The 25,107-nt window shown below is 48.8% G+C and carries 19 protein-coding genes; 5 read left to right on the top strand and 14 right to left on the bottom strand.

Annotation, left to right across the window (positions count from 1 at the left end; genetic code table 11):
• Positions 1-66: 66 nt before the first annotated feature.
• The 8 genes from gyrB to HC229_RS09185 form a co-directional block, all read right to left on the bottom strand.
• Positions 67-2,004 carry a DNA topoisomerase (ATP-hydrolyzing) subunit B gene (gene gyrB / locus HC229_RS09220; protein WP_191020187.1) on the bottom strand — a complete coding sequence of 646 codons (1,938 nt, stop codon included), beginning with the start codon at positions 2,002-2,004 and terminating at the stop codon, positions 67-69.
• A 117-nt stretch (positions 2,005-2,121) separates the two neighbouring features.
• Positions 2,122-3,144, bottom strand: coding sequence for a dipeptide epimerase (locus HC229_RS09215; protein ID WP_191020186.1), 1,023 nt, complete (start codon positions 3,142-3,144; stop codon positions 2,122-2,124).
• Between the two features lie 441 nt (positions 3,145-3,585).
• Positions 3,586-5,202 (bottom strand): asparagine synthase B, encoded by a 1,617-nt coding sequence (gene asnB / locus HC229_RS09210; RefSeq protein WP_191020185.1) that lies wholly within the window; start codon positions 5,200-5,202, stop codon positions 3,586-3,588.
• A gap of 168 nt (positions 5,203-5,370) precedes the next feature.
• A complete protein-coding gene (locus HC229_RS09205) occupies positions 5,371-6,924 on the bottom strand; it encodes a hypothetical protein (RefSeq protein ID WP_191020184.1) in 1,554 nt (517 codons plus the stop codon).
• A 23-nt stretch (positions 6,925-6,947) separates the two neighbouring features.
• Complete coding sequence (locus HC229_RS09200) at positions 6,948-7,397, bottom strand: hypothetical protein (protein WP_191020183.1); 450 nt, start codon at positions 7,395-7,397, stop codon at positions 6,948-6,950.
• Between the two features lie 51 nt (positions 7,398-7,448).
• Positions 7,449-9,200: a TonB-dependent receptor gene (locus tag HC229_RS09195; protein ID WP_191020182.1), complete on the bottom strand. Its 1,752-nt coding sequence runs from the start codon at positions 9,198-9,200 to the stop codon at positions 7,449-7,451.
• 68 nt (positions 9,201-9,268) lie between these two features.
• The gene (locus tag HC229_RS09190) at positions 9,269-12,280 is read right to left on the bottom strand and encodes a tetratricopeptide repeat protein (protein WP_191020181.1); all 3,012 of its coding nucleotides are present in this window, start codon (positions 12,278-12,280) and stop codon (positions 9,269-9,271) included.
• A 518-nt stretch (positions 12,281-12,798) separates the two neighbouring features.
• The gene (locus HC229_RS09185) at positions 12,799-12,945 is read right to left on the bottom strand and encodes a hypothetical protein (protein WP_191020180.1); all 147 of its coding nucleotides are present in this window, start codon (positions 12,943-12,945) and stop codon (positions 12,799-12,801) included.
• A 102-nt stretch (positions 12,946-13,047) separates the two neighbouring features.
• On the opposite strand from HC229_RS09185, the gene HC229_RS09180 reads away from it, so the two are divergent.
• From HC229_RS09180 to HC229_RS09170, 3 genes are all read left to right on the top strand, one after another.
• Positions 13,048-13,731: a cell division ATP-binding protein FtsE gene (locus tag HC229_RS09180; RefSeq protein ID WP_191020179.1), complete on the top strand. Its 684-nt coding sequence runs from the start codon at positions 13,048-13,050 to the stop codon at positions 13,729-13,731.
• Between the two features lie 100 nt (positions 13,732-13,831).
• The gene (locus HC229_RS09175) at positions 13,832-14,716 is read left to right on the top strand and encodes a glycosyltransferase family 2 protein (RefSeq protein WP_191020178.1); all 885 of its coding nucleotides are present in this window, start codon (positions 13,832-13,834) and stop codon (positions 14,714-14,716) included.
• The gene (locus HC229_RS09170; RefSeq protein WP_191020177.1) at positions 14,716-15,654 is read left to right on the top strand and encodes a glycosyltransferase family 2 protein; all 939 of its coding nucleotides are present in this window, start codon (positions 14,716-14,718) and stop codon (positions 15,652-15,654) included. Before HC229_RS09175 ends, HC229_RS09170 begins: the two co-directional genes overlap by 1 nt.
• Here HC229_RS09170 and HC229_RS09165 read toward each other — a convergent pair.
• A complete protein-coding gene (locus HC229_RS09165) occupies positions 15,648-16,040 on the bottom strand; it encodes a sugar 3,4-ketoisomerase (RefSeq protein WP_191020176.1) in 393 nt (130 codons plus the stop codon). The genes HC229_RS09170 and HC229_RS09165 overlap by 7 nt on opposite strands.
• Positions 16,040-17,122 (bottom strand): glycosyltransferase, encoded by a 1,083-nt coding sequence (locus HC229_RS09160; RefSeq protein WP_191020175.1) that lies wholly within the window; start codon positions 17,120-17,122, stop codon positions 16,040-16,042. Before HC229_RS09160 ends, HC229_RS09165 begins: the two co-directional genes overlap by 1 nt.
• Positions 17,123-17,162: 40 nt before the next feature.
• Between HC229_RS09160 and HC229_RS09155 the strand changes: the two genes are divergently transcribed.
• A complete protein-coding gene (locus tag HC229_RS09155) occupies positions 17,163-18,305 on the top strand; it encodes a glycosyltransferase (protein ID WP_191020174.1) in 1,143 nt (380 codons plus the stop codon).
• Between the two features lie 50 nt (positions 18,306-18,355).
• On the opposite strand, the gene HC229_RS09150 is transcribed toward HC229_RS09155, so the two are convergent.
• Positions 18,356-19,984, bottom strand: coding sequence for an NAD(P)/FAD-dependent oxidoreductase (locus HC229_RS09150; protein ID WP_191020173.1), 1,629 nt, complete (start codon positions 19,982-19,984; stop codon positions 18,356-18,358).
• On the opposite strand from HC229_RS09150, the gene HC229_RS09145 reads away from it, so the two are divergent.
• Complete coding sequence (locus HC229_RS09145; protein ID WP_191020172.1) at positions 19,983-21,659, top strand: hypothetical protein; 1,677 nt, start codon at positions 19,983-19,985, stop codon at positions 21,657-21,659. The two genes, HC229_RS09150 and HC229_RS09145, sit on opposite strands and share 2 nt — an antisense overlap.
• Here HC229_RS09145 and HC229_RS09140 read toward each other — a convergent pair.
• Genes HC229_RS09140 through HC229_RS09130 form a run of 3 tightly spaced genes read right to left on the bottom strand, consistent with a single transcriptional unit; the run spans position 21,590 to position 24,951 of the window.
• Positions 21,590-22,879 carry an O-antigen translocase gene (locus HC229_RS09140; protein ID WP_191020171.1) on the bottom strand — a complete coding sequence of 430 codons (1,290 nt, stop codon included), beginning with the start codon at positions 22,877-22,879 and terminating at the stop codon, positions 21,590-21,592. The genes HC229_RS09145 and HC229_RS09140 overlap by 70 nt on opposite strands.
• The gene (locus HC229_RS09135) at positions 22,880-23,977 is read right to left on the bottom strand and encodes a DegT/DnrJ/EryC1/StrS family aminotransferase (RefSeq protein ID WP_191020170.1); all 1,098 of its coding nucleotides are present in this window, start codon (positions 23,975-23,977) and stop codon (positions 22,880-22,882) included.
• Positions 23,974-24,951 carry a GNAT family N-acetyltransferase gene (locus tag HC229_RS09130; RefSeq protein ID WP_191020169.1) on the bottom strand — a complete coding sequence of 326 codons (978 nt, stop codon included), beginning with the start codon at positions 24,949-24,951 and terminating at the stop codon, positions 23,974-23,976. Before HC229_RS09130 ends, HC229_RS09135 begins: the two co-directional genes overlap by 4 nt.
• Positions 24,952-25,107: the final 156 nt, after the last annotated feature.

Raw genomic sequence — 25,107 nt, 5'->3', positions numbered from 1 at the left:
TAAAAATTTGAGGTTTAAAGTCCAACATTGTCACCAACTCCAAACTTTAAACCTCAAACCAATTTTTTACGCATCAATCTTCGCATACGCCGCATTCTTCTCGATGAACTCCCGTCTCGGCGGAACCTCATCGCCCATCAGCATCGAGAAAATCCGGTCGGCTTCAGCCAGGCTGTCGATCGTGATCTGGCGCAACGTGCGGTGCTCAGGATCCATCGTGGTTTCCCACAACTGCTCGGCATTCATTTCGCCAAGACCCTTGTAACGCTGGACGTTCGTGCTGCCACCCATTCTTTCACTTGCCTGGTCGCGCTGATCGTCGTTCCACGCATATTCCTTCTTGTTGCCTTTCTTCACCAAATACAAAGGCGGAGCGGCTATGTAAACGTGTCCTTCTTCAATCAATTCTCTCATGAATCTAAAGAAGAACGTCAAAATCAACGTAGCGATGTGGGAACCGTCGACATCGGCATCACACATGATGATTACTTTGTGGTAACGCAGTTTCTCGAGGTTGAGCGCTTTGCTGTCCTCTGCCGTTCCTACGGTTACGCCCAAGGCGGTAAAGATGTTGCGGATTTCTTCATTTTCGAACACCTTGTGGTGCATGGCTTTCTCGACATTGAGGATTTTACCACGCAACGGCATGATCGCTTGGAATGCGCGGTCGCGGCCTTGCTTGGCCGTCCCGCCCGCCGAGTCTCCCTCAACGAAGAAAATCTCGCATTTTTCAGGATCCTGTTCCGAACAATCTGACAATTTACCAGGAAGACCGCCGCCTCCCATAACCGACTTTCTTTGCACCATTTCACGCGCTTTCTTCGCTGCGTGACGGGCTTGTGCCGCCAAAATGACCTTTTGCACGATGATCTTCGCATCGTTCGGGTTTTCCTCGAGGTAATTTTCGAGCATCTCGGCTACAGCCTGTGATACCGGGGAAACCACTTCCCTGTTTCCAAGTTTGGTCTTCGTCTGGCCTTCGAACTGAGGCTCCTGGACTTTCACCGAAATGATCGCCGTCAAACCTTCGCGGAAGTCGTCTCCGGTGATTTCGAATTTCAGTTTATCGAGCAATCCAGACGCGTCGGCATACTTTTTTAACGTACGCGTCAATCCCATACGAAATCCCTGAAGGTGCGTTCCACCTTCGTGCGTGTTGATATTGTTGACGTAAGAAAAAATATTCTCCGAATAACTTGTATTGTAAATTAACGCGACCTCCACCGGAATCTCGCCTTTTTCGTTTTCCATGCTCACGACACCGGCCATGATAGGCTCGCGGTTGCCGTCGAGGTAACGGATGTATTCCTTTAGTCCTTCGGTCGAGAAAAACGTTTCTGAGCGGAAATCGCCATTTTCATCGACTTCGCGTTTGTCGGTAAACGTGATCGTGACGCCTTTGTTCAAAAACGACAGTTCGCGCATTCTCGCCGCCAGAGTGTCGTAAGAAAACTCCGTGGTTTGCTGGAAAATTTGAGGATCTGGCCAAAACGTCTGGCGCGTTCCTCTTTTGTCGGCAGTTCCCGTTTGTTTTACCGGGTAAAGCGACTTCCCTCTTTCGTATTCCTGTTCATACGATTTTCCGTCGCGGAACACTTCTGATTTCATGTGCTCGGACAGAGCGTTCACAACAGAGACACCGACGCCGTGCAAACCGCCCGAAACCTTATAGGAATCTTTGTCGAACTTACCTCCGGCCCCAATCTTGGTCATGACGACCTCGAGCGCAGACACGCCTTCCTTTTCGTGCATGTCTACCGGAATACCGCGTCCGTTGTCTTCAACCGTAACCGAACCGTCTTCGTTGATGGCAACCGAAATGGTGTCGCAGTGCCCGCCCATGGCTTCGTCAATCGAGTTATCCACGACTTCATAAACCAAATGGTGCAACCCGCGGACACCCACGTCACCTATGTACATGGAAGGACGCATCCTGACGTGCTCCATTCCTTCTAACGCCTGAATACTGGCCGCCGAATAGTCCTTCTTAACTTCTTCGCTCATAAAAATTTCTAGTGTAAAAAACTGGTTTTTTGACTTACGCGCAAATATAAGCAAATAGGGAGGATTTTGGGTTGTTTCCCATGCGTCGGAGCGCTTAAGTTATCAACATTGTGTTGATTAAAAAAGCAATGGTTTCGCCCCACTTCCAACGTTTTCGCCAAAGGTGATTTTTCCGTATTCGAAGCTTGCGCCCGATGCGATGTCCGAAGCCAGCAAAAGCGCTCCGTCGCAGTCGATGAAATCAAGCAAAGGAGCGAGTTGCGCAAGGGCCGAAATCCCGAAAGTAGATTCGGTCATGCAGCCGGCCATCACAGACAGCCCAAGCTCGCGGGCGTTGGCGATCATGCGACGCGCGGGCGTAATCCCGCCGCATTTCATCAGTTTGATGTTGATGCCGTGAAACTGTTGGGAACACGGCAAAACATCTGTTTCGCGCTGGCAGCTTTCGTCGGCGAGACACGGCAAATGCGATTCGGATTTGAGGCGTTTCATTCCGTCGATATCGGATGCGGCCAAAGGTTGTTCTATGAATTCCACCTGTAAATCGCCCAGGATTTTGGAATAGGCGATCGCTTGTTTAACCGACCAGGCGGCGTTCGCATCGACACGGAAAGGCGAATCGGTGCATTTTCGCAGCGTCTCGACGATTTCGAGGTCGTTTTGGGTGCCGAGCTTGATTTTGTAGATCGGCCACGGGAATTCGGCTATTTTGGCCTTCATTTCCTCGATTGGGGCGATGCCGATCGTGTACGATGTCGACGGAAGCGGTTCGGAACCGTTCGACCAAAAACTCCGCAATGTCCTGCCGTGTTTCCTTGCATAGTAATCCCAATACGCCACGTCGACGGCGCACAAGGCGAAATAATCGTCAAAAAGCACCGATTCGAGTTTCGGCCATAGCATCTCGGGATGTGTCTCGCCTGCCGAAGCGATGATTGGGATTGCCTTTGCAATCGATTCGCCCAGTTTTTCCCGGGTAGAATTGTAATACGGGTTCGCCGTCGCTTCTCCATAACCGGAAATTTCGCCGTCCGAAACAATTGCCACTACGGTCTTCTGTACCGAAACGCTGTAGCGCGATATCTCGAATTTATGGCGCAGCGGGAGATCGAAAAACCGATAGGAAAGCGTAAGTGGCATCGCAGAAGTTTGGACGAATATAGTTTTTTTGTGTCGGACGAGAAAAAGGCAGGACGTCCACAGCTGTTTCAGACAAATCGGACGCTCTCTTTGCCGAAGGATAATCGTGCGCCTGGTTTTAGCCGCGAGCTACGTTTCTACACCGATCGCGTGAGGGATCGAGGCTTTTTGCCTGAGCTCTTTTGGACAACCTCAAAGGTTTTACCGCACAGGACGATTCGAAAGGACGGGGCGCAATAAAACCTTTGAGGTTTCCAAAAAGCGAGTGCCGAGAGCCCGACAGCGCCGCAGCCTGCGGAGGCGGTGGCACGCCCAAAGCCCAACTTCAAACCTTAAACTTTGAACTTTAAACTTTAAACTTTAAACAAAAAAAAACGCGAGGCCAACTACAACCTCGCATTTAAAAAAATACAAACAACTATATAACAAACCAACTAACAACTACACGGTAATATCGGACTTGGCGATTTCTGTATCGGCCTTTACGTGGGCCGCGTTCGCACGTCCTGACGGGTCTTGGTTTTCCTGCCATTTCGGAATCCACTTGCGCACGGTTTGGGCGGCGCTCAATTGTGGATAATGCTTGTGAAAAATGTCCCGGTAAAAATAGGCCTCCTTCGTGGCCGGCGTATTGTAAGGAAAACGCTCGTGCGCAGCTTCCATCTGTTCGTCGGTCACCTGTGACGAGCAGTAATCGATGAGGGTGTCGATCCAGTTATAACCGACGCCGTCTGAGAATTGTTCCTTTTGGCGCCACAACACTTCGGCCGGCAAATACGGCTCGCCTGGAGTGTCGAAGGCTTTCCTGAGGATATGTTTTTCAACGCCGTCATAGGTCTTAGGCTGCTTCTGCTCAGCTTCAACGGTCATGGCGACGTCGAGAAATTGTTTGTCGAGGAACGGGACGCGGGCTTCGAGCCCATGTGCCATTGTGGATTTGTCGGCGCGCAATAAATCTGCGGTGAACAGTTTTTGCACGCGCTCGATCGTTTCTTTTTGGAATTCTTCGGTAGACGGGGCGTTCCTGAAATAGAGATAACCTCCAAAAATTTCATCGGCTCCTTCTCCCGACAGCACTACTTTGACGCCTTGTTCGGTGATCGCCTTCGACAGAAAATACATTGGCGTGCTGGCGCGCACCGACGTGACGTCATAGGTCTCGAGATGCCAGATCAGTTTGTCGAGAATTTCGATGCCCTGTTCGATGGTAAAATGGATCTCGTGGTGTTTTGTCCCGAGGAAATCCGCGACTTTTCGGGCAGCGACGGCATCAGGCGCACCTGAATCCAAACCGATCGAGAACGAATGCAGCTCTTTTCCTGTTTCTTTGAGCAGTCGAGCCGCAATCGACGATGTCAACGACGAATCGAGCCCACCGGAAAGCAACACGCCTATCGGCACATCGCTCATAAGCCTTTTTCGCACGGCTACGGTCAAAGATTCGCGAAGCAGTGCCATATCGAGCGGCTTATCGGCTTTTTTAGGGTCTTCGTATTCGGGTTTGTAATATTTGACGAAACCTGTCTGAGGCGTGTAATAATGCCCCGGAGGAAACGTCGCAAGGGTTTTGCATTGATCGGCTATAGGTTTCATTTCGGAGGCGAAATACACCCGTCCTCTTTCGTCGAGGCCGTAATATAATGGCTTAACGCCGATGGGATCGCGTCCCGCTATGAAATCGTCCCCGTCTACCACGACAAAGGCGAAATCCCCGTCCAGCATGTGAAGGAAGTCGTATCCGAACTCTTCGTAAAGGTGAACGATGACTTCAGAATCTGATTTGGAGCGAAACGTATGCTGCTTCAACACCGTGTCGCGCAACTCCTGATGGTTGTATATCTCCCCGTTGTGGACCATCCAGGCCGTAGTACATCCTTGGATTGGCTGCTTTCCCGAATGAAGATCGATAATAGACAAGCGTTCGTGACTTAGGATATGGCCTTTTTCGGTGATGTGGATGTCGCTCTCGTCCGGCCCCCGATGGGACATCCGTTTAGAGAGTCGCCTTACGAGCTGCTCGTCTTTTCCTTTTCCGATTATGGCTAATATTCCGCACATACGCTTTGACTTACCTGATTTTTATTGATAAGGCAAAGATGTAGATATGATTACAATTGAAAAACCGAACATCGGAATTCGGTTATATTTTTATTTTAAAAATCAAAATTAACGAATAATATGTAAGTACGCCGCTGTCATTCCGGAGCTGTGGTTTAAATTTTAAACTTAGCGGTTGCGGCGGTCGTATTCGTCAAATCGAACATGTGTCGCGACGTAATCCGGAAGCGTGGCTGCCGCGACCTGAAGTTTTCCCAAATTTCGAGATTGGCGCTCTTTGTCGTCCAAGTTGTAATTGTAGTTGTCAAACAGGTGACAGATCAAGATCCGGTTGTAACTGTCCAGTTCGCGGTCGTGGATTATCTCGAGCATTTCCGATTCGAAACGAGCTGCGTCGGCACTTTCGGAAAGCGCTCTTCCCGTTCTTGAAATACTGCTGAAATAATGTCCGTCTGATGGATTTCCGATACGAATCGAAATCCCGAAAATCAAATCCGGCAGGTTGATGTCGAGCACTTCAAGTTCCCGGACATAGGTTTTGCGAGCCTTGAAAGCATAACTGCCGTCGCTCACACGTTCAAACCGGTCGTTCATGATATTAAGGTGGGATTTCAGAAAAATACTCCAATTGGTCGTTTCGGCCGCGAGCATCGCAATATTCTGTGCGTGATAGCGGGGACTTTGATCCTGGCTGCAACCTCCTACCACGATGCGGTTGCGCTTCAGCTCCAGTGCGGCTTGAGGTGAGATGTAGTGTGCGACAAGTTCTTCGAAGAAATCATCTGATGCCTGGGTAATCCCGGCGTTTGCGACAGCTTCCATAAAAGCAGGATAAAATTTGGCGTCCGCGTTTTTCAGCGAATCGAATTTGACAAACCGTTGTTCGCGCCAGGTTGAATCCAGCTTCCACCTACGCTCAAAATCCCGCTCCATGCGCTCCATCTCCACTTCGTCATCAGAAAAAGCGGCGGCGGTATCAATAGCTTGTGACCCGAAATGACCCGGACGTTTGGCTGCTTTGAAAAAATAGTCCATGAAGCCCATCGATTCCAGCTGGTTGGCATGTTCCTGAAAGAACAGTCGTCCCGAAGATTTGGCGCTCTTGTGAAAAACCTGTGCGCTTGTATCGACCAGGCAATCCGCGTAGGCGATCATCTTTGCGTATTTAGGCGGCAAGGCGCGAGCTTTGAAGTCATCGGTAATAAAAAAAGCCTCGACGATACCGTCCTGAAGATCGACCTTGTCGTCAAAGTCAAAAATCCATTTGTTTTGAAGCCCGAGCCGCATTCTGTCTTTCGCGGTCGCACCATCGACCTCAATCTGTTCTTCCCTATCGTGTCCCACGGCTTCGAATACGGAAATGTCAAGGTTTTCGTACCCTTTGATGTGATACGTAACAACCAACAGGTTCCGGACGATCTTGGCCTTTTTGTATTTGGACAGGAATTTATCGAGTGAAATCCCTGCTTCTATATCGTTCATGGCTTCGGCAGCGCGATTGCCATCTAAACTGACGAAATGCCCTCGCCCTTGAGGCAGCGAATAAAACGTTTTGGGAGGACCGCACGATTTAAACTTGAGATTCAGCGAATCCACGATCGTTTTTAGTTTCCCGACCGCGTTGTCGGAATAGATCAAACCATTTTGATGAACCGGGAATTCGCTTTGCGCAAAGAGCAAAAATCCGCTGAGCAAGGCGGCGAGTGAGATCAGGAATTTCATTTATAGTTTGTTTACGGTTAAAACTATAAAATATCCTGAATAGTATATCGGGTTCCATTAATTTCAACCTGTCCACCCAATTGATTTCCAACAAGTTTGCTTCCCAGTGGCGATTGTGGCGACAAGGCGAGAATGTTTGTGCCTTCAATCGCAATTTTTGGCAATGCGAGGCTTACGTAAAAATAGATGCCATTTGCCAAAACGAGGCTGCCCAGAACGACTTTATCGCCCGGGATTAGGGGATTGATTTTATCCAGAACCGTCTTTTGGTCCAGGCATTCGGCCAATTTCGCATTGAGTTTTTCCTGTTCGAGATGCATCATCGAAAGCGCCGTCTCATGCTTGTCCCCGGCCGAACTCTTGGCGTCGTTCTGCGCATCTTCGCTCAAGGCGGAAATCATGTCGCGGAACGCATCGATCTTATCCGAGACGAGTTGGGAATATTTCGCGTGGACTTTTTGTTTCAGGTTCATTAAAATGGCGGCAAAAAAGTCGTTCGGCTCACAACTTCAAACTTTAAACTCTTAAAAGTCAAACTTGTAATTCGCCCCTAACATCACCTGAAAGCCCTGAACCGGATAGTTGAGCCATTTTTCGTATTTCTGGTTGGCGATGTTGTTGAATTTTAAAAATCCGCTAAGGCGTTCGTTGTGTTGGTAACCGACGTGGGCGTTGGCGTCGAAATATCCTTTGAGCGTGACGATTTCAGTCGTTCCGCCGACGACATCCGTGAAGTCGAGCATGTCCTTGCGTTCCCCGACATAGAACACATCGGCTCCCGCGTACCATTTTTTGGTGATGTCGACGTCAAGATTCGCGCCTGCCCTAATTTGTGGAAGGTTCCACGCTTCTTCGGCCCATTCCACATCGTAGGCATTGAACGTCGCGTTCAGGCCAAACGAAACACTTTTGGAAAAATCCGCTATGATTTCGCCGTATCCGCCGAACGTACGCACATTGTCGTACACCACGCCGAATGAATTCGCATATTCGTATCCGCCGAGATCAGGATCGCCATCGGCTCCCGGAAAACGGTTCAGCAAATAAAGCGCTTTGTTTTTCTCGTGTTTGAAAAAACCGCGCACGTTGTAACTGACGCTATTGGCAAGCTTACCCTTGAGACCCGCGTAGAGGTCGAGCTGGCGGTTTGTCGGGGCAACAAATAAGGTCGGGGAGACAAAAGGATTGGCATTCGTGAAATCGCGATACGAATTCTGGTCGAGCCCGCCTTCTGCACCAACATAAAACACCATGAGGTCACCTACGACTTTCAACGTAGCGGTCGCTTCGGGATAAATATAGAGCTTGTTGTCGCTGTTTTCGGTGTCGAGGCTGTAGAATGCGGCGGCTCCAATGTTGATCGTCCAATCGTCACGGTTCACCACGAAGCTCGGATGGATCCCGAAGTTCGCAAAACCATATTTCATCGCAGGATCCAGACTTCCTCCAAGATACGGCCGGTCGAACTCCCCTCCGACATAATCGACGATCAGGTCAGTCTCGATGGACGTTTCGGATATTTCAAAATCAAAAGACGGCTTGAACAAAAAGCGATTCTCTGCCGAATCGTACGCATCCCAAAAGCGGTTGTACTTTAAAGTCGCTCCCGTAAAAAAGCTTTCTCCGACTTCCAGACGACCGCCCACGTATGCATTGTGATAGGTTTGCTGAGGATCGATTGAATTGAAAAGGGCCGGGTCGAAAAACGGTTCGTCCACGTACATCCCGTACCAATTGTAGATTTGGTGTTGGTAACCCGCGTCAATGCTGAACCCAAAATTGTCGATACGGCTTCCGTAAGTCAAATCGATGGCCGTGTTTGAGAATTTGTCGTCGAGCACGGCGTCGTCGATTCCGCCGCGAGATGAGAAATGGCGCAGCGAACCACCAATGTAGCCGTTGTCGCCGACTTCTTCGGTTACGAACAATTCCCCGATTGCGTTGAAGTAATTTCCGATGCCCAGGGTTGCGTAATTCTTGAACAACCTTGCGCGAGGCGTTTTGTCGACAGCAGCGGCTCGACCCTTTGAAGGCGTGAACGTCGAGGCCACGGGAAACGAGAATATATTGTATTTGATCACTTCTTTTTTGGTCGTGACCGAATCCTCGAGCTGGGGCGTCTCCTTGACTTTGAACGCGTCGGAAATCGTCGGTGTATAAGGCTTGACGACATTAACGACCTCGGTTCCTATGTCTTCGTTCTTCTTTTGTCCGAAAACGGTCGTGGCCGTTCCGATGCAAAGCAATACGAGTATGTTCTTTATTTTGATTGTCATTTTTTTCAGATTTTCAGATGAAGGGCTTAAAGTTTAACGTTTAAAGTTTAAGGTTTAAAGTTTAAGGTTCAGTCTGTAATTGAAGAATTGGTTTGGGATTCCTGCGACTTGATTTTTGTAAGTTCCGCTTGCGCTTCCTCGACCACTTCCGGATATGCCGTGAAGTTCTTGATCACGCTCTCGAGGATGTACGTAGCCTGGAAACTGTCTTTGAGTCCGTAAAAATTCCGGGCCATGATCAGCAATCCTTTCGCACCGAAATATTTATATCCCGAATAATCTTTTGCCAACTTTTGGACCGCCGTGTTCGAAGCCTCGAATTTTCCGTCCTTGTTTTTAAAGTAGGCATCGTAGTACAATGCTTCGGCCGCAAGTTCTCCTTTGGCGATCGTCTGCAACTTCGCATAGGCCGTTCTCGCTTTTGCTTCGTCTGCGCTGTTCCAGGCCGAACGGGCGACGATGATTTGCGCATCGGACCGCACCTTGTCGTCCATCTTCGGATTGGCCAATACCTTTTCGGCATAGATCACGGCGTTCGGATAGTCCTTTTGCTCGTAATACGTCTTCATCAGGTTGGCTTGGGCGAACGTCACATTTTGCGGATATTCGGCTTCTGTTTCCAAACGCTTCAACACGGCAGTCGTTTTTGCCGCATCTGTTTTCTTGAGGTAAATTTCAGCCAGTCGCGCCAATGACTGCTCCGTGAATTCGTTTCGCGGACGGGAGGCAACCGCTTCGTAAGATGCCGCCGCGTTGTCCATCAGGCCGTCCTTGTAATACAATTGGGCGAGGTAGAAATTGGCTTTAAGCGAATTCGGTCCCGTCGGAAATTTGGCGATATAGCCGCTGAATCCTGAAATGGCCGCCTTCGTATTGTTTTGCTGATATTGCTTTTCGGCTGCTTCGTACGTGTCTTTTTCGAGTTCGGCATCCGTGACTTCGACGAAATCGAGCGTCCTTACCCAAGTCGCGTATTCGTCGACCTTTCCACTATCCACATAAATGATACGGGCAGTTGCGACCGCCTCTTTAGCCTCTGCCGTATTCGGAAATTCCGACGCGATTTTCTTGAATTTCGCAAGTGCCTGTGTATCGTTCTCGGCGTTGTAATAATTGAGGCCTTGTCTTAGCAATGCTTTGGGCGCGTACGAACTGTTCCTATATTCCGCAACGAGCTTGTCATAGGTTTGGTTGGCCTGTTCGGTTTTCTTTTCTACGACATACACGTTCCCAAGTTCGAACATCGCATCGTCCCGATATTGCGATTTCGGGAAGTTCGCGATGAATTTGTTCAAATCGTCGATCTTTTTGTCGTTGCGCTGCACGAATCCGTAGGAAATCGCTTTTTGGAACGCCGCATAATCGGCATCGACACCACGCATTTCGATCGCCTTGTTGTAGGCGTCCATTGCCGGCCAGTACTTCGCGGTTACGAATCGACAGTCGCCAAGGCGCAGGTAGGCATCGTTGAGACGGGTTTTATCGTCTTTGTGGGCGTCGATGTATTTCTGGAAATTGTCGCCCGCATTATCGTATTCCTTGAGCTTAAAGTAAGCGTAAGCCAGGTTGTAATTGAAATTTTTGTATTCATTCGTGCTCTTGGCCTCGGCAAAACCATCGAATTGCTTGAAGCTGATGAGTGCTTCGTTGAAATTGTCGAGGGTGTATTCCGTTTCGGCTTTCCAAAACGTCGCACGAGCTGTAAAATGGCGGTTTCGCGGCTCGGCGATCGATTTGTTGAACATCGAAAGCGCCTCTTTGTAATTGCCATCCTGATACAATTCGAGGCCGCGATAGAACGTTACTTTTTGATACGCCTCGCGGTTGGCCGTCTTGTTTTTCTCGAGCAGATCGAGTGCCCCGGCGTAATTTTTAGAGGTGATGTAGGAATTGATGAGCAAGCCTTCAACTTCGGTCCTGTTGGGATTGTTCGGATACTTTTGAAGGAAATTCGCCAAAACGTCGGGAACCGGCTGGTAGGAGTTTCCGATTTCGTAACTCAATTTAGCGTAGTTCAAGGCGGCGTCTTCGGCGATCTTGGCGTCGAATTGCATTTCCGAAGCATTTTTGAAAGCGTTCAACGCCTGTTGCTTCAGATCGGTCTTGAGATAGCTTTCGCCGAGGTGGTAATACGCATTTTGAGCCACGGAGTCATTTCCTCCGACGATTTTGTTGAACTGGGCGATCGCATTTTCGTAATCTCCCTGTTTATAGTAAGCGTAACCGAGTTGGTAAAAATCGGTGTTGTTCCACTTGCCTTTCTTGCCGCGATATTCCTTGAGATACGGAATGGCTTTATCGTACTGCTTGAGATTGAAGTAGCTCTCGCCGATGATTTTGTTCAATTCCGACTTCTCAATGGCGTTCGATTTTGCCATGGCCTTCTCTCCGGACTTGATCGCCTGGTCGAATTTTCCAAGCTTGAAATTCATGTCAGCTTCGAAATACGAAAGTTTCTCTTTGTATTTTTCTTCTCCCGAGACCTCGTCGAAATACTTGCTGGCTTCCTTGTAATCGTCGGCTTCGTAAGACATGAAACCCATATAATATTTGGCCTGGGAACCGTACTCCTTGGAATTCAGCACCTGGTTGAAATAACCCGTTGCCTCTTTTTTCTTACCTGCGCTAAAGAATGCATACCCTTTCTGGAAGTTGAATTTGTCGCGTTCGTCCTGTGAAAGTGTGCCCTCATCGACCTTGTCGAACCACTGCAAGGCCTGTGGATATCTGCCTTGCTCGAAATAATAATGCGCAACCTCGATGTAAGCCTGGTTCTGCTTCGTACTCGTAGGGTAATCTTCTACAAAATCCTCCATTTTCTCGTCGGCATTCGGCTGTTCGAGACGGATGGCGCAATTCGCGCTATAGTAGGCGCAATCGGCCTTGACGTTGGTGTTGTTCGTTTCGTCCTTGACCTTTTCGAAAATGATTTGGGCCGACTGGTATTGATTGTCCTTGTACAACTCTACCGCACGGTCGAATTCTTTGAGCTCGTGGGAATAAATCTCGGTTTTCTGTGCCGACAAAAGGGCAGTTCCGCCGAAGAAAAGTAGAGCGGCAATACGGGTTCTTTTACGCATTTCGCATGGGTTTAATTATCAAATTTAACGCCTTAACGGTTTTATAACGGGTGGCTTTCGGGTTTTATTATGAACATTTTTTTTAACAGACGATTGTTGGGAAGTTTTTGAAAGCCCTGAAAATACTGAGATTGAGCTATTATGATCGGGCCCGGTACGACACGTACAGTGCCATTCGGATAAGACCAAACGAAACAGGACTTTGGGATGTTGCGTCACTTCGGCAACATGCTTTCAACCTCTGTTTCAAGAATTTCGTTTAGGCAAAAACGATTTACCGGATAAGTTTTAACGATTTCTACAGATTTTCTGTACCAGAATGAACGCGATTTTTTGTAGGGACGTATCGCCCTTTCCCCGTATTGGCAAAGTTCGGCTTTCCCAAAATACTGGCGTTACGGTAAATCTGCCGTTTTTGTTAAAAGTTGATCTCCAAAGGCACTTCATTTCTTTCTTTCTTTCTTTCCAACTGTTGCGTTAGGGATAACGGCTTTGCCTGAGCTCATTTTTCGCGTCCTTTAGCGGAAAATAGCGAGTGCCGTTAGCCCGGCGCCGCCACTGTCCTGAATTGAAAACTGGTTTCGATGCGGCGCAACGCCAAAAAATAAAAAGACGATATGTCGTTCGCTGACAATGCCGCCCGTTACCTGCCTCATGGCTGTCATGAGATTAAATTGGCTCGTAATCGATCGATCGCGCCGACTTTAAACTTTTGGCTTTCGCCTTTTAACTTTTTCGTTTACTTTTACGTCCAAACATTCCCATCCATGCCAGAGCCAATCGTTTCCCTGCACAACGTCACCATTTTCCAGGACGATCGCGTCGTATTGTCCAACGTCAACCTCGAGGTCAAAGAGGGAGAGTTCATTTACATCATCGGAAAGACCGGAACGGGTAAAAGTTCGTTCATGAAAACGCTTTACGCGGATTTGCCTCTCAAGGAAGGCGCCGCAAGCATCGTCGATTTCGACCTGGCCAAACTCAAGCAGTCGCAAATTCCATTTTTGAGGCGCAAGATCGGGATCGTGTTCCAGGACTTTAAACTGTTGCCCGACCGTTCGATCAACGACAATATGATTTTCGTTTTGCGCGCTACCGGCTGGAAGGACAAAAAGGAGATGCAGGACAAGATAGACGAAGTGCTCGACCGCGTGGGAATGCGAGCAAAGTCGAACAAAATGCCCCATCAGATCTCGGGAGGCGAGCAACAACGCATTGCCATCGCGCGCGCTTTGCTGAACGACCCTGAACTCATCCTGGCCGACGAACCGACCGGAAACCTCGACCCGCAAACGTCCGTCGAAGTCATGGAAGTGTTGCGGAAGATCAACGCCAACGGAAAGGCCGTCATCATGGCGACCCACGATTATGCGTTGCTTTTGAAATTTCCTTCCAAGACGCTCAAATGCGACAACAATACGTTGTTCGAAGTCGTGCAGCGCACGGTCTGAGCGACGCGCGATAAAACATGGCGTTATAGTTTTTATTTAGCCGAGAATTTGCGAATTTAGCCACCGTGGCAACTCGCGGATTCGCGGCTAAATCTTTTGTGTGCTCTCCATTCTCATCCCTACCTATCATTGTGATGTTTTCGACCTCGTGGCGGAACTGCACCGACAATGCACTTCGCTTCAAATCGCGTTTGAAATTTTGGCGTTAGATGACGCTTCCCGCGGATTTCTATCGGAAAACAATCGCGTGAACGAACTCGCGAACTGCCGTTTTGAGGTTTTGGATGAAAACATCGGACGCAGCAGAATCAGGAATTTACTGGCTTCAAGGGCAAAATTCGAGTGGCTGCTTTTTTTGGATGCCGACACATTCCCGGCCAATGACGATTTTATCTCGCGATATGTTTCCGAAATCCGAAAAGGTAAAAAAGCGATCAACGGCGGCATCCGATACTCCGAAGAAAAACCAGCACCGCCAAAGATGTTGCGCTGGACATACGGAAAAGACCGCGAGGCACTTCCTGCGGCCGAGCGCAGTAAAAATCCGTATCTCGCCTTCCTCTCGCTCAATTTTGCGATCCCGAAGCAGTTGTTCGACAAGGTCAGGTTCGATGAAACGCTTCCGAACCTTAGGCACGAGGACACGGTTTTTTCATTTCAGATGCGACAAGCCGCAATTCCCGTGAGCCACATCGACAATCCGGTCTTCCATCTCGGGCTCGATACTTTCGAGGTCATGCTGCGCAAAGAACACGAAGCATTATTTGCATTGAAACAATTGTTGGAAAGCGGGAAAATCGCAACCGATTACGTGAAAATGGGCACGTATTACCTGTTCCTTAAGAAAACACATCTCGCTTTTTTCGTTCGCCATTTCTTCGAGCTGACTCGAAAATCGTTACTTTCGGACATTTCCAAACCGCGACCATCGCTGTTTTGGTACGACGTTTACCGACTCGGATATCTTTGCTCAATCCCGGACTGATGCCAAAAATATCTGTAATCATACCGCTTTTCAACAAACAGCGCCACATTTTCAGGACGCTGGAATCGGCGCTGGCGCAAACCGGGGATTTCGAGATCATTGTGGTCAACGACGGCTCGACCGACGGAAGCCAACACGAAGTCCAGAAGTTTTCCGATCCTCGTATCCGATATTTCAAAACTGAAAACAAAGGCGTTTCGGCGGCGCGCAACCTGGGCATTTCAAAATCCCAAGGCGTGATCATCGCTTTTCTGGATGCAGACGATTTGTGGCTTCCGGCTCATCTCCACAACCTTGAAAGACTGTATTCCGATTTTCCGGAAGCCGGGCTTTTGTGTACGAATTACGCCAGATATTATGCAGCTGACATCAAAAAAGCCCCAAGGTTCATCGGTCTACCCGAATTCCCGTGGCGTGGTGTCGTTCCCGATTTTTTTCAGTCCAGTTATATCGACCGGATGGCCTGGACGTCGGCCGTGGGCATACCGAGGAAAGTGTTAGACGAGGTGGGGAATTTCGACGAAGCAATCACGCTTGGTGCCGGAGAAGATCTCGATTTATGGATCAGGACCGCGATTCGTTATCCCGTTGCTTTTGACAGTGAAATTTCGGCTTACCACAACCTTTCTGCAGACAACAGAATGTCGCTTACCTATACAAAAAAACGCGCGTTTGCCCTACTCGACCAATTTTCGACGGAAGAAAAAACAAATCGTTCGCTGAAACGTTTCCTTGATCTATACCGCGCGGAATTCGCCTTAAAAATGAAATTGGCTGACGATGAACGGTGCCGTTTTTACATCCGGCAGCTCGACCCTAAAAATCTGTCGGTCAAAACAAAGTTGCTGCTTTCCCTACCTGCTTTTGTATTGCGCCCGATGTATCGCTTCAAAAAGTTCCTCGAGTCAAAAAATGTCGAGGTTTCGGCTTATCATTGAGTAAGTCCGAGGAAATCGTCAAAGTCGCGAATGTAGTCGCCTTCGTCAAATTCACCTGAAGAAATCACCATGCAGACCGCTCCCGAAGAAAAATTTTCTAGTTCGCGCCAGGTGTTGCGCGGGATCAGAAGGCCTTTATCGGGCTTGTTGAGCGTTACGGTCGCCCGCTGCTTTCCGTCGTGGAGCACCACGTCAAAACTTCCGGAAAGCGGGACAAGCAACGCCGCTTGTTCCTTGTGCGCATGGCCGCCGCGGGAAGCGCTGCTGGGGACGTCGAACAAGTAGTAAACGCGTTTTATTTCAAAGGGAACGGTATCTTTTTCGACGACGCCAATATTGCCGCGATAGTCTTCGATAACCGGTATTTTAATGAGTTGGATCTCCATTACGTCAATAGTTTTTTCCAGATGTTGCCAATTTCCGAAACGTCCAGACGGGCGACGCTCTGACGTGCATTACATCGGCAGTGCTCACGGAGCTCTCCGTCTTGCGCCATTTCATCTAATGAGCCGGTAAGCGCGCTCCAGTCCTGATCGGGTACGAGCAAACCGTTCCGGCGGTGCTGGATCAGGTCGGCCGGCCCCGATTTGCAGTCGAAAGATACGACAGGAGTTCCGACAGCCAAAGATTCCGCGATAATATTCGGCAAACCCTCGAATTTACTGGTCAGCACCGTGAATTCGGCCTTTTTGAGCAGCGGATATGGATTGGTAACGAAACCTCCGAAAACGACCAGCTGCGACACATTGTGGTCTGAGGCCGATTGCACCAGCTCGTCTTTCAGCGGTCCGTCCCCGATGAGCATCAACCGTATGTCGCGCCGCGCCAAATCCGATTCGGCATACGCCCTGATCAGCTTTTTGAACTGCTTGTGGTCGTCATTTGCCATACGCCCGGCGGCGATAATGTAACGGTAATGTACTGGAACAGGCGCCCCGGAAAGGTTTACAATTTTCGCCGTCTCCAACGGATTATGAATCGTGCGTACGTTGTGATAACCGTAATGTGTTCTTAATTTCTGTTCGATCATATCGGAGACGCACACGATTTGGCTCGCCTTTGCGAACAGCATTTTGGATACCAGGCGATTGGATGTCAGGTACCACTCTGTTTTATAACTGTGAACGGTGGGAATGTATCGGTAGCAGGACATGAGGCGTGACAGCAACAGTTCCCGGACGGGTTTGTGATGGGTCCTGAAATCGATAATGTAGTCGAAATCGTGTCGGCGGATATAGCTTAAAATCATGCGGAAACGCTTCAGGACCTCAACTATTCCACCAGTCTTGTACGTTTTACCAAGGTTCAGCAGTTTCCCTGAAAATTCGTACGTGACCGCATCGATAAAAATGATGTTGTGAACGTCAAAACCTTGGTCTGATAAATAATTCGACAGCACGGCGTGGATCTTGTCAGCTCCGCCAAACGACAAACTGTTTCCGACAAGGCAAATTTTGAGTGGCGGCATGCGCGAGTTTACTTACTTTTGAACAAATATAAACGATTTTATGAGGATACTGCTTGTGGGAGAATTCAGCCGTTTGCACAATTCGCTAAAGGAAGGGCTCGTCGTGCTCGGACATGAAGTGACGTTGGTGGGCAGCGGAGACGACTTCAAGAATTTTCCCGTCGATTTGTCGATTGCGGCCAGGACCGTCGGCAGTTCCGGTTTTTTGAAACTCGTCAGCAGGATCGTCAACAAGTTTTTTGGGTTTACGCTTGAAAGCCTCGAAAAAGGCCGGCGTTTCGAGAAATTATTGCCTCAGCTCAAAGGTTACGACGTGGTCCAGCTCATCAATTCCGACGCTATCGAAACCTTGCCCGGCCTGGAAATGAGGCTGTACAAGCGCCTGTTCGCGCAAAACGGAAAAATCTTCCTGCTCATTTGCGGGGACGAAACGCCCGTCGTGGATGAATGGCTCAAAAACAACCAGCGCTATTCGGTCATGACGCCGTATTTTGAGGACGAATCCCTGGAACCACATTATCGGTACACACTGAAATATACGTCCGGTAAATACCGTGAATTATATCGTTACGTTTCGGAAAACGCATCGGCTTTACTCACTTCCGATCTCGATTATAAACTGATTTTGGACAAAGCGGGAATTGAAACCACGTTGATTCCGAATCCCGTCAACATCGACAAAATCAAGTTTGAGCCGCTTTCCGAAAGCGACCCCATTACAATATTTTACGGCGCCAACAAATACAGCTCAGTCAAAAAAGGCGGAAAGTATTTTGAACAGGCGTTGAACATCGTTAAAGAAAAATTCGAAAATAAGCTCAAAATCGAAACCGTGGACAGTTTGCCCTATTCCGAATACGTTGAACACGTCAAAAAAGCGCATATCGTGCTCGACCAGATTTATGCGTTCGACCAAGGTTATAATGCCCTGGAGGCGATGGCAAGGGGAAAAGTCGTTTTTACGGGAGCGGAATCTGAATTTTACGAACACTATGGATTATCTGAAAAAGTGGCCGTAAATGCGTTGCCGAATGTCGATTATATCGTAGCTGAAATTTCGAGGTTGGTTAAAGATCGCCGAGAAATGTCGCGAATGGGAAAACATGCGAGGACATTTGTAGAACGGGAGCACGACTTTCGCCAAATTGCCGCACGCTATCTCGAAGTCTGGACAAAAGCGTGAATCTTATAGCTTCAACATCTTAACAAATAAACACTTAGTCGATTTTCAACTTACTTTTCCTCGTGATATTCCTGCTCCGTGTTGATCGCCCACAAATTGTCCTTTGTTAAAATCCCTTTGCCGATATTCTGGACAGCCTGGATCGCCGTGAGCATCGAATGGTCCTGGTTGTTGTATTTGTGCATGCCGTTGCGTCCGACGAGAAACAGGTTTTCAAATTGATCAGTGTAGGATTTTATCTCGTCAAACCGATCATAAGACCCGAAATATGCCGGGTACGTCTTGGGCATTTTGATTACGGTCGCGTCGAGTACGTCGCCAGCAGATGAAATAAAGCCAAGTTCGACCATTTCGGAAATTGCAAGCGTTTTCATTTCCGCTTCGGATTTTTTCCAGATGGCGTCGTCTTCATTGCAGAAGTATTCCAACCCGACCCATGTCGTATCCTTGTCCTTTACCAAGAACGGGCTCCAGTTATTGAAAACCTGCATCCGCCCAACTTTTACGTAAGGTTCCTGGATGTAAATCCAATTGTCCTCGAGTTCGAAATTGATGTTCCTGAGCAACAACCCAACGGTAATGAAATCGCGGTAAAGCAAGCCGTTGGCGACCTCGCGCACGTTTGCGGAAATGTCGGCATCGAGATTCGCAATCAATTCCTTTACCGGCATTGTCGAGATAAAATAATCGCCCGAAATTTCTTCGGTTGCACCAGACTCCAGGTTTTCGACGAGTACTGACGTCACCGAATTTCCTTCCGTTTTCAAACCAACCACCCTGGTATTTTGCCGCAACTGTCCGCCGCGTTCTTCGATTCGGGAGGCGACCTCGTCCCACAATTGTCCCGGCCCGAATTTCGGGTACAGAAAATATTCAATCAGTGACGTCTCGGTATTTTTTTGGTTAACATCATTCCCTTTTCCGAAAATCCCCTTGAGGTAATGCGCTATCGTTTTCCGGATCGAAAGCCCTTTGATGCGCTGGGCGCCCCATTCCGCCGAGATTTTCGAACACGGGATTCCCCAGACTTTCTCGGTGTAGTCCTTGAAGAACATTTCGTAAAGACGCCTCCCGAACCGGCTGATAAAAAATTCGTCTAGCGTTTTAGGGTTTTTAATCGGAAAGATAACGGATCGCAAATAGCTTAACCCGATCAAGAGCGTGTTGAAATAACCGATTTTCCCCACGGTTTTCGGCGTGAGCGATATCGGATAATCAAAAAATTTATGGTTGAAGAAAATACGTGACTTGCGCTTGCGGACCAACATTACCTTATCGCCCGCAGCTTCTGCATTCGGCGCGATTTTCACGTTCGTCGTAGCATTGCGGTACGTCAATTTTATGTCGGAATTTTCGGAATAGATCGGGAGAATGTCGTTCCACCATTGCATGACCACATCCGATTTTGAAAAAAAACGGTGGCCGCCTATGTCGATCTTGTTCCCTTTGTAATCCACCGTACGTGAAATCCCGCCCCAGTGGTCGCTCATTTCGATGACGATCGGCTCCACGTCGGACGTTTTGAGGAATTCGTAAGCGGCGGTGAGTCCGGCAGGCCCACCTCCAATTATAATTGCTTTTTTGGGTTCCACTCGATTTTTTCTGGTTCCCAAAACTACACTTTTTCCCCAAGCTTTTTTGCGCGATTCCGCTATATTTGAACGAGATTCGTTAGCCATGACTTCCCTATCCAGATTTTACCGCATTGCTTTTTTGGCGACCGTCGCGTTTTATGCCCTTTTTTTCGCGCGTTTTGGATTCGAAAACTGGGACACGGGCTTCGTGCAATCACAAAGCTGGCGAGTGGCCAATGGAGAGCAGGCGTTTCGGGATTTTTGGAGCATCCGGCCTCCCGTAACGGCTTACTTTCACGGCTTTTTTGTTTGGGTTCTACCCGACTATGCGCAGGTTTACCTACTTAGGGTAATTGGATATCTCTTGTTTGCACTCCAGGTTTTCTTTGTCGTGGACGGCGTCGATCGCCTGTTTTTCCTGCGACGCTATAAAATCGACAAATGGGGCGCGATGCTCGTGTGCTTCGTGATGGCTACGGGAAAGATCTATCCCGATCCGTGGTTTACCGTCGACGGGATATTATTTGCATCTGCCGCATTCTACATTCTGGCACGTGTCCAAAAAGCAAACGTGTTTACATTTATCGCGGTGGCGTTGCTGGCGGTTTTGTCTGCCGGTTGCAAACAGTCGTTTTATTTTGTACCTGTATTTTTTTCGATATGGATCGCACTCCGGTTCGGCTGGAAAAAAGCCGTCTTGTTCGTCGTTTCCGCAGCGGCTTTTGTCTTTGCGATCGGCTCCTGTTTCGTTTCGATCGCGTCGTTTTCCAACATCATGTCGCAAATCTCAGGAACCGGAAATTCCAGGGATTTTCTCGAACTCGGCTTGCTTTGCTACCTCAACGCATTCCAGACGAAATTCGTCTGGGTCGGCTTGCTGGCGTTGTCCTTTTGTTTTGCAGCCTTCAATTCAGGTAAGCGATTTCCGGACGTTGGCTCGGTGCTCAAATGGCTCGCGATCGCCACATTTCTTTCCGCTTTGGCAGCGATCCCGATTTTTGGCTTTAACACCGCCTCTACCATATTGCTCGTAGCGGTAAGCGTTGCCTTTTTCAGAAAAACCCATTTCCAGATGAACCGCATCGCGAAATATTTTCCGATTGCCGTGCTCACAGGAATAGCCTGGTGCGCGGGATTGAGTAAGGGCTTTCCGTTTCCAGTTTTGTTTGCGCACGCACTGGCGCTTTCGTTTTTTGTGCTGATGTTCGACGATTTCGGTACCTATCGCATCAAACGGTTGTATTTGTTTTTGAGCGTTCCGATAGGCATCTTGCTCGTCGTCGGGAATTTTTCGCGCTACCGGGAAACGGGATTCCTGGATTTGGACTGCAACCTCTCAGCGGTGTCTCCGAAATTGGCCGGTGTGGTGGCTTCCGCAGAAACATCTGAAAAACTGCAAGAAGTAAAAATGCTGCGCGAAAAATACGGTCAACCTTATGTTGTGGCGCCAAGCCTGCCGCAAGTTTATTATTTGTTCGGCGACCGGAATCCGCTACCCGCAGATTGGCTGACGACGTTTGAACTCAAAAATGCGTCCGGGACGTTTCTTCGCGCGACGCCTGCCCTGGCCAAATTCTTATTTTTGGAACGTTCTTTCGTCAGCGGAGAGCCGTTCTTGAATCCGAAAGACGATAAGAACGAATTCAGCCTTTATGCAAATTACGTCCTGAAACACGGCAAACCAGTCGAAAAAACCCGACACTTCCTGGTTTATGACACATCAGGACTCCACAATGTCTTTCCAAAATATCCGATCAAAACCAACGCGTATGCCGAGTAAGTCACAGCATGGGCGATCACCAGGCCGCGAATACCTACGGCTTGCAGCAGCAAATGACTTGCGACATATAAAATCACAAGCGAAAGAATCTCGGTTACAAAAAATGCCTGCGTCATCTTCTTGGCAATAAGGCAACATCCAAAAATCAGCGACACGCATCGGAAGCCGTCTCCGAGAATCTGCCAGGCAAACAAATCGGATACGGGTTTGAAATCAGCCGTAAACAAAATGCTAATGACCAGATCCCGCAACCAAAACAGCAATAAACCGGACGCGATAAACATGGGAACGACAGTGCTTAGGTAACTCAGGAAAATACCCCGGATTTCGCGATTTCCATCGGCCAAAACCAATTTCGGAAGGAAGTAGACCGAAACCAGCGTCGTCACGAACAACATATAGTAAGACGAAATGCGGTTCATGGCTTCCCAATGCCCGGCGGCGTCAACCCCGGAAACATCAATGACTTGCTGGCGGATTTGCAGATAAACCAAAGGCACGCACACGGCCGAAAACAACGTCATCAGCGAATAAGCGCCCATTCTTTTGAGCAACGACCTGTCAAAATTCCCGATCGAAATGAACGTCCAAAGCGGAATTTCGCGTCTCATGTAAACAATCGTCACGAAAAACAAAGCCGACGGGCTCAGGACGATCGCGAGCAACGCCCCAAAAAGTTTCAACTGTACGATCAGCCCGATTGAAATCGCAAGTCCGATAAGGTTTCCGAAGATATTGGCCCAGATCACGTTGCGGTAATTTCCCAAACCGTTGAGAATCGCAATCAAAACGATGGAAAGCGCGTAAAACGGCAATGCGATCGCGAGTATCCGAAATATGCTGGAGAAGCCGGAATTCCCGTCAAAAATCCAGTTGCTCCAAAATACTGAAAACACGAAAAGTGCCGCACAGCAAATCGCCATGATGGCAAAAAGGCTGATGAAAATCGTAGAAATCGCCTTCCTGAGTTCCGTATCGGATGTTTTGCTTTCCGCCACATATTTCACTATGCCGTTCTGAAAGCCCAATGTCGCAACGCCTTCGAGAGACGTCAGGAAGTTGCGCAGATTGCCCACGAGCGCCATGCCCGACGGTCCGACAAAGACCGCGATCACTTTTGAAGTCGCAAACCCGATGACGATTTTGACCAATACGCCAAATGCGTTGAGCGAGGTGGCGCGCAAAAGTGAGGATTGCAATATTTTTTTTGGAACGCCCATCTACCAAGCGTTTAGCGCCTCGATTACCTGTGTGACTTCCGCATCGGTCATGACCGGACTGATGGGCAGACTCAGGACTTCCGCATGGATTTTCTCGGTTATCGGAAGCGCAATATCGTTCCATTCCTCGAAAGCGCTTTGCTTGTGAGGTGGGATTGGATAATGGATTTGTGTCTCGATGCCGTTGTCAAGCAGATAGGCACGCAAGGCTTCGCGCTCTTCGCTGCGGATGACAAACAAATGGAATACGTGGTCGGGAGAGCCTTTATAAATCGGAAGCGCGATTTTCGGATTTTTGATCTCGGAAACGTAACGTGAGGCAATCTTTTGCCGCAGTTGGTTGTCACTGTCCAAGTTCGGCAGTTTGATGTTGAGAAACGCCGCCTGGATTTCGTCAAGCCTAGAATTCACGCCTTTTGCAACATGGACGTATTTTTTTTCCGACCCGTAATTGTGCATCCGGAAAATGGCGCTTGCGAGTTCGGAATCGTTTGTCGTGACCGCGCCCGCATCTCCCAATGCGCCGAGATTCTTGGCCGGGTAAAATGAAAAAGCAGCGGCATGGGCAAAATTTCCCGCTTTTCGTCCATCGAAACCCGCGCCGTGGGCTTGGGCTGCGTCTTCGATAAGAAGCAAATCGTATTTTTTGGCGATATCGCGCAAGGCATGCATCGGCGCCAGTTTTCCATATAGATGAACCGCGAGAATGGCCTTTGTTTTAGCGGTGATTTTAGCAGGAACGAGCGTCGGGTCGAGATTGTAGGAAGTCAGATCGGGTTCGACCAAAACGGATTTCAGACCCGCTTGTTCGATGGCGAGCATCGAGGCGATAAACGTATTTGCAGGAACGATGACTTCATCTCCCGGTTTCAGTTTCCCAAGCTCGATATACGCCTTGAAAATCAGCACGAGTGCGTCGAGGCCGGTGCCGGTGCCGATGCAGTATCTGGTACCGCAATAGGCTGCAAAACCCGATTCAAAGCGCTTCACTTCGTCCCCGAGGATGAACCAGCCTTTTTGGAGTGTCTCATCGAATTTTTGGCGAAGCGCCTGTTCGTAACCCGCGTTTATTTTCTGTAAATCGAGAAATCGGATCATATCAAAACGGTATCAAGCAATCTGTAATTTTTGGTGGCCACTTCATAAAAATCCTGAGTGACGGTATGGGCCCCGAAGCTTTCTTTCCAGAAAACCAACCCTTCGTTGAGCTTTCGGCCCTGTTCCTCATTGGATATCCCGAAATCGAAAAAGGCCTTTTCCTTAAACGCATCGGCAATCAGGAAATGGTAAAGGCGGTCGAGCGAATTGAGTTCGTTCTTTTCTGAATTGGCCGAAATGTACTGCGGATGGGCGACGGTGTCGGTCTCAAAAACCGTAGTTCCCGCAACGAGTTTTCCGTAATGATACACATTAAACTGGCGGATATTTTCTGGAAAACGCTCGTGCAGCATTTGTATTTCTTCGAGCGAATGCACGGGTTGTACGCCATGGCGCGCCTCGAGGTTCGGAATCAGGATATCGTTCCAGAACGGTGCAAAATTCGCCTCTTCCACGATTTCAAGTTGATTTACCTGGCTGCGGCGGATGCTTTGGCGCCTTGTTTTGGTTGTCACAAAGGGCTTCCTGAGGTCTATTGCCGAAAGTGAGTCGCGTCTCGTGAGTTTGGCGCCCGATACGAAAAGCGCGTAAAGCAGCTCGTCCGAGGGAAACTTGTGATAAATGGCCGGAATCGTCTTTATTTGCAACGTTTCGACGCCCGATTCCGATAAAAATTCCAACATCGCCCGAAAAACAAGCAAAACGCGTTTCAGGTTGATGGTAGAGGCGTAAACCAAGCCGCCGTATGTCAGGCCCCAATGGGATTGCGCCAAATCACTTTTGCGGTGCAGCGGACAAAGCGCGACGAGCTTGCCGCCTTCGTAAGCCATAAGCGAAAAATCGTCAAACCGGTCGGAATGATACTCCATGAAACCCCGGTCAAACAGGAAAGTGCCGTTCTTGGACGAGGCGTTGAAGTCGTTCCATTTTCTTGAATCGTTGGCCTGATAGCGCTTTACGGTGAATTGGGTCAAGGTTGGCTGTTTGTGAAGGCAAATTAAGGTTTTTTTGCGCAAACTGAGGACGGAATTGCGAACCTTCGGGTAAGACCTAACAAATTTCACAAATTTGTTAGGTCTAAAATAACGAAATTTCGCGACACCGAATTACAGGTTTTGTGCCGAAAATGT

Origin of the sequence: Flavobacterium selenitireducens (assembly GCF_014748335.1) — a bacterium.
Taxonomy (GTDB): Bacteria; Bacteroidota; Bacteroidia; order Flavobacteriales; family Flavobacteriaceae; genus Flavobacterium; species Flavobacterium selenitireducens.
This window is presented reverse-complemented; position numbering and strand designations above follow the sequence as displayed.